Annotated in this window: 5 protein-coding genes; 2 read left to right on the top strand and 3 right to left on the bottom strand. The window is 67.7% G+C overall.

Going from position 1 to position 4767, the window contains the following annotated elements; all coding sequences use genetic code 11:
• Both QMZ25_RS18485 and QMZ25_RS18480 read right to left on the bottom strand, forming a co-directional pair.
• Nucleotides 1-854 (bottom strand): MetQ/NlpA family ABC transporter substrate-binding protein (locus tag QMZ25_RS18485; protein WP_283220095.1); only part of this gene is annotated, 854 nt, incomplete at its 3' end.
• Nucleotides 855-879: 25 nt separating this feature from the next.
• Nucleotides 880-1851: a YafY family protein gene (locus QMZ25_RS18480; RefSeq protein WP_053520325.1), complete on the bottom strand. Its 972-nt coding sequence runs from the start codon at nucleotides 1849-1851 to the stop codon at nucleotides 880-882.
• An 83-nt stretch (nucleotides 1852-1934) separates the two neighbouring features.
• Here QMZ25_RS18480 and QMZ25_RS18475 point away from each other — a divergent pair, with 83 nt between their 5' ends.
• A complete protein-coding gene (locus tag QMZ25_RS18475; protein ID WP_065175203.1) occupies nucleotides 1935-2537 on the top strand; it encodes a hypothetical protein in 603 nt (200 codons plus the stop codon).
• A gap of 106 nt (nucleotides 2538-2643) precedes the next feature.
• A complete protein-coding gene (locus tag QMZ25_RS18470; RefSeq protein ID WP_065175204.1) occupies nucleotides 2644-3420 on the top strand; it encodes a DUF481 domain-containing protein in 777 nt (258 codons plus the stop codon).
• Between the two features lie 68 nt (nucleotides 3421-3488).
• Here the strand turns inward: QMZ25_RS18470 and hemC are convergent, their stop codons facing one another.
• Nucleotides 3489-4400 carry a hydroxymethylbilane synthase gene (gene hemC, locus QMZ25_RS18465; protein WP_053520328.1) on the bottom strand — a complete coding sequence of 304 codons (912 nt, stop codon included), beginning with the start codon at nucleotides 4398-4400 and terminating at the stop codon, nucleotides 3489-3491.
• Nucleotides 4401-4767 lie beyond the last annotated feature (367 nt).

The raw sequence follows: 4767 nt of genomic DNA, 5'->3' as shown, positions 1-4767 counted from the left end.
CCAGCAGCGTGGTCGCGTTGTCCGCCAGTTCCGCCCAGGGCCCACTGCGATCGGCCGCGGCAAAGCGCCGGCAGCACGGCACCCTTGTACTTGGTCTCGATGAACGCCTTCACCTGTGCGCTGGTGAGCGCCTTGGCCAGCTTCTGCACGCGCGCGTCATCCTTGTTGTCGGGCCGGGCCACCAGGAAGTTCACGTACGGCGAGTCCTTGCTTTCGATCGCCAGCGCATCCCGGGTCGGGTTCAGACCCGCATCCAATGCATAGTTGGTGTTGATCAGGGCCAGGTCCACCTGATCCAGTACGCGGGGCAGCATCGCCGAATCCAGCTCGCGGAACTTCAGCTGCTTCGGATTGGAGACGATGTCGCGCTGGGTGGCCAGCGCATTGGTCGGATCCTTCAGCTCGATCACACCGGCCTTGTGCAGCAGGATCAGCGCCCGGCTGTTGTTGCTCGGATCGTTCGGGATGACCACATCCGCGCCTTCGCGCAGTTCGGCCAGCGACTTGATCTTGCGCGAGTATGCGCCGAACGGCTCGATGTGCACGCCGATCACCGTCACCAGATCGGTCTTGCGGTCGCGGTTGTAGGCGTCCAGGTACGGCTCGGTCTGGAAGTAGTTCACGTCCACCTGCTTCTGCACCAGCTGGTCGTTGGGCTGCACGTAGTCGTTGAACACGCGCACGTCCAGTTCCACGCCTTCCTGCTTGAGGATCGGCTTGACCACCTCGAGGATTTCGGCGTGCGGCACGGCCGTGGCGGCCACCACCAGCTTCTGCGAAGGCTCGCCGGACTTGCCGCAGGCGGTCAGGGCCAGCGCAGCGGCGAGCAGGGGCAGCAACAGGGTCTTCTTCATGGGCGGAATGATTCTCGGGGGGAGGTCAGGATCTATCGTAGTTGCTCAGGGCCAGCTCGAGCAGTGCCTTGGCCTGCTCGCGCAGCATCGTCGGTTCGACGATCTCGGCATCCGAGCCGTAATGCAGCACATCCATCAGCAGTTCGCGTGACACGCTGTAAGGCACTTTCAGTTCATAGCGGCCATCGGCCAGGAAACGGCCCTGCTGCTTGGAATGCCAGTGCTCATCGGCGACCCAGCGCGCAGCCTTGGCGCTGAACAGGATGGTGGCCCAGCCCTTCGGCGCACCGGAGAAAATGCCGTAGCTGGCACCCAGCTGCTCGTCCAGTTCGCTGTCGGCCACGTCACGGGCCGTGTGGTCGATCACCCGCGCCTTGTGGATCCGGTCCACCGCGAAGCTGCGGAGGGCCTCGCGGTCGTGGTCCCATGCATCGAGGTACCAGTTGTCGCGGTAGTGGGTCAGGCGCTGCGGCGAAACAGTGCGCTTGGTCGGTTCGTCGGTGGAACGGGCGCGGTACTCGAAGCCCAGCTGGCGCCGCTCGAGCACGGCCGAAGCCACGCTGCGGAAGCTGCCTTCGTCGAATTTGCGGCCACGATGCGGAATGACCCGCACCCGGTCCACCGGCCAGCTGGAAACCCCCGCCTGGGCGGCCAGCAGGCTTTCGATGCGCTGCTGCAGCGGTGCCAGCACCGAAGACAGCACGCCCCCGCCGGTACGGGCCAGCAGGTGCTGCGATGCCAGCAGGGCATGCAGCTCCTCCGAGCTGAGCCAGAGGCCGGGCAGTTCGAAGCGGTCGCTTTCGTCGGCGTGATAGCGGAAGCCGGCCTCACCATCGCCCTCGATCGGCGCCATCAGCGCGTCGCGCAGGAACGCCAGGTCGCGGTAGACGGTGGCACGGGAACAACCGAGCTTGTCCTGCAGGGTCGCCACCGTCACCGGATAGCGCGCGGACTTGAGCAGACGATGCAGGGCGGTGATGCGTTCGTATCGGTCCATGCCCCCGATTATGTCCGAGTCGCGGGTCTTGTGTGGGGGGTTTGGGCTATCGTGGGCGCCCCGCCCTCTGCGAAAGCCCTCCCATGCGCCGGTTGCCCGCCCTGCCCCTGCTGGCCTGCCTGCTGCTGGCTGCCTGTGGTCGCCCCCCAGCGCCGTCCGGCGGCGACGCGGTCGTTCCGCAGGCCGACCCGGCGCAGGCGGTACTGGCCGCCAGCCAACGGTTCGCCGCCCTGCGCAGCTTCCACGCGGAACTGGAAGTGCTGGGTACGCCACAGCCGGTCCGCAGTGCGATGGACTTCGTGGCCCCGGACCGATTCCGGGTACAGACCGCGGCCGGTGCACAGACCATCATCGGTGACACGATGTTCCTGCAGGCCGACGGGGCCATCCGCCAGGTGCCGACGCCGCCCGGTCTGCTCGAGCAATGGCGGACGCCGCTGCCGGCCGACGTCGCGCCCGCGGCGCTGCAGGCCGAGGATCTGGGCAGCCAGACGCTGGACGGGGTCCAGACCCGGCGCTACCGGCTGCGTGGCGCCGGCCCCGGCGAGCGCCTCGAGTACTGGGTGGATGGGCAGGGCCTGCCACGCCAGATCGTGCGCAGCGGCAGCAGCAACGGCAAGGTGTTCCAGCTGCGCCTGCGCTATTCGCGCTTCAACGACCCCTCCCTCCGCATCGAGCTGCCCTGAATGGGGAGCGGTGACAACGCCTGCTGAAGCGGCCAGCGCCATGGGGCGGACGGCCATCACGCTTCCAGTATCATCACGGGTTGTTAACCGCTTCGGAGAAGCCTCGATGTCCCTGCGCGTGTCCCTGCTGATTCCCCTGCTGCTCTGCGCCCCGCTGGCGTACGCGCAGGATGCATCCGAACTGGCGGCGATGTCCTCGCCCTGGAGCGGCAGCGGCGGCGAGCTCGGCTTCGCCTCGGCACGCGGCAACAGCAGCACCGAGAGCTTCAACGGCCGCCTGCGCCTGCGCTACACCGACGGTGACTGGGTGCACAGCATGGACCTGTTCGGCCTGCGTTCCAGCTCCAAGGTGACCGAGACCAACGACGACGGCACCACCACCCGCCGCAACAACACCACCGCCAACCGCTACACCGGCAGCGCCGGCAGCGCGCTGCAGCTGGGCGAGCACCGCCAGCTGACCGCCACGGTGCGTACCGAGCGCGATGACTTCGCCACCTACGACCGCCAGAGCTCGTTCGGTCTGGGTTACGGCACCCGTCTGTGGAGTACCGAGCGCTTCTATTTCGATGCCCAGGTCGGCCCCGGTGTGCGCCGCACCCACAGCACCGAGGATGATCGCACCCGTACCGGGCTGATCGGTCGTGGCCTGTTCGACATGAAGTACTCGCTTACCGAGAACACCGATCTGGTCAACACGCTGCTGGTCGAATCGGGGTCGTACAACACCTTCGGCCAGAACGATTTCGGCCTGTCGGTGAGCATGAATGAACACCTGGCCTTGAAGGCCGGCTGGCAGGCCCGCTACAACAGCGACGTCGCGGTGGACAAGCGCAAGACCGATACGCTGACCACCATGAACGTGGTCTACAAGTTCAAATAAGCGAAACGGGCGCCTGGCGCCCGTTTTCGTTTCTGTTCCGCAGCGCCTGGCCGAGGGAATCGGCCGGGTCAGGCGTTCAGCAGCTCACCCGCCCCGCCATCGAGCAGCCTCTGCGCCACGCGCTGGCCCAGCGCGTCCGGGTCGCTGGCCGGGCCCACGCCTTCGGCGCGCACCGCACGGCCATCGCTGGCGCTGCCAACCAGCCCCTGCAGGTGCAGGTCCTGCCCCTGCCACTGCGCGATCGCCGCCACCGGCACATGGCAGCTGCCATGCAGCGCGCGGTTCATTGCCCGCTCCGCTTCCACGCAGGCGCGTGTCGCGGCGTCATCGAGCGCAGCGAACAAGGCCATCAGCGGCGCATTGCTGCCGTCGCACTCCACGGCCACGGCGCCCTGCGCCGGCGCCGGCAGCCAGTGCGGCGGCTGCAGGCGCAGCACGATCCGATCGCCCAGTCCCAGGCGCTCCAGCCCGGCGACGGCCAGCACGATGGCGTCGTAGCCCCCGTTGTCGAGCTTGGCCAGGCGCGTATTGACGTTGCCACGCAGGTCCAGCAGTTCCAGGTCCGGGCGCAGCGCACGCAGCTGGGCCTGGCGGCGCAGCGAGGACGTGCCGACGCGCGCGCCGATGGGCAACGCATCAAGCGAGGCATAGAGGTTGGAGACGAAGCCGTCGGCCGGGTCATGACGGGGCAGCATGGCCGGCAGCACGAACGGCGCATCCAGTTCCATCGGCACATCCTTCAGCGAATGCACGGCGCAGTCGGCGTCGCCGCGCAGGATGGCCAGCTCCAGTTCCTTCAGGAACAGGCCCTTGCCACCGATGGCGGCCAGCGAGCGGTCGAGCACTTCATCGCCGCGCGTGCTCATCGGGACCAGCTCCACGTGCAGGCCGGGATGGGCCTGGCGGAGGCGGTCGGCGACGTGTTCGCTCTGCCAGAGGGCGAGCGGGCTCTTGCGGGTGGCGATGCGGACGGTTTCCATCCGGTCATTATCGCGCCTTCGGCGCGGATACGGCCAACGGCGGAGCCCCTCGTGGCTGGCTGGGGACAAGGCTGAAGCAACAGCCGTGCTTGGCCGGGCGGGATGGGCTGCGCAGGGGCCGCTGCAAGCACGTCCATGTAAGCTCGGTCGCCGCATCCATGCGGCTCACGCCCCTGCGCAACCCACCCCGCCCGGCCTCTGACAGTTTCCGTGTGCGCCAGCCACGGAAGATCAAAAGAAAGAAGCAGAAGCAACAGCCAGCGGCTCTCGGGGTCAGACCCCTCTCTCCCATCCGATATCACCAACGCTTTTGCCGTCCGTCACCGGGAAATTCGCGAGGGTGAGTCGGGATGGGCGGGCGGGGCCG

Origin of the sequence: Stenotrophomonas sp. RS-48 (genome assembly GCF_030053245.1) — a bacterium.
In the GTDB taxonomy this organism is placed as follows: Bacteria; Pseudomonadota; Gammaproteobacteria; order Xanthomonadales; family Xanthomonadaceae; genus Stenotrophomonas; species Stenotrophomonas maltophilia_P.
This window is presented reverse-complemented; position numbering and strand designations above follow the sequence as displayed.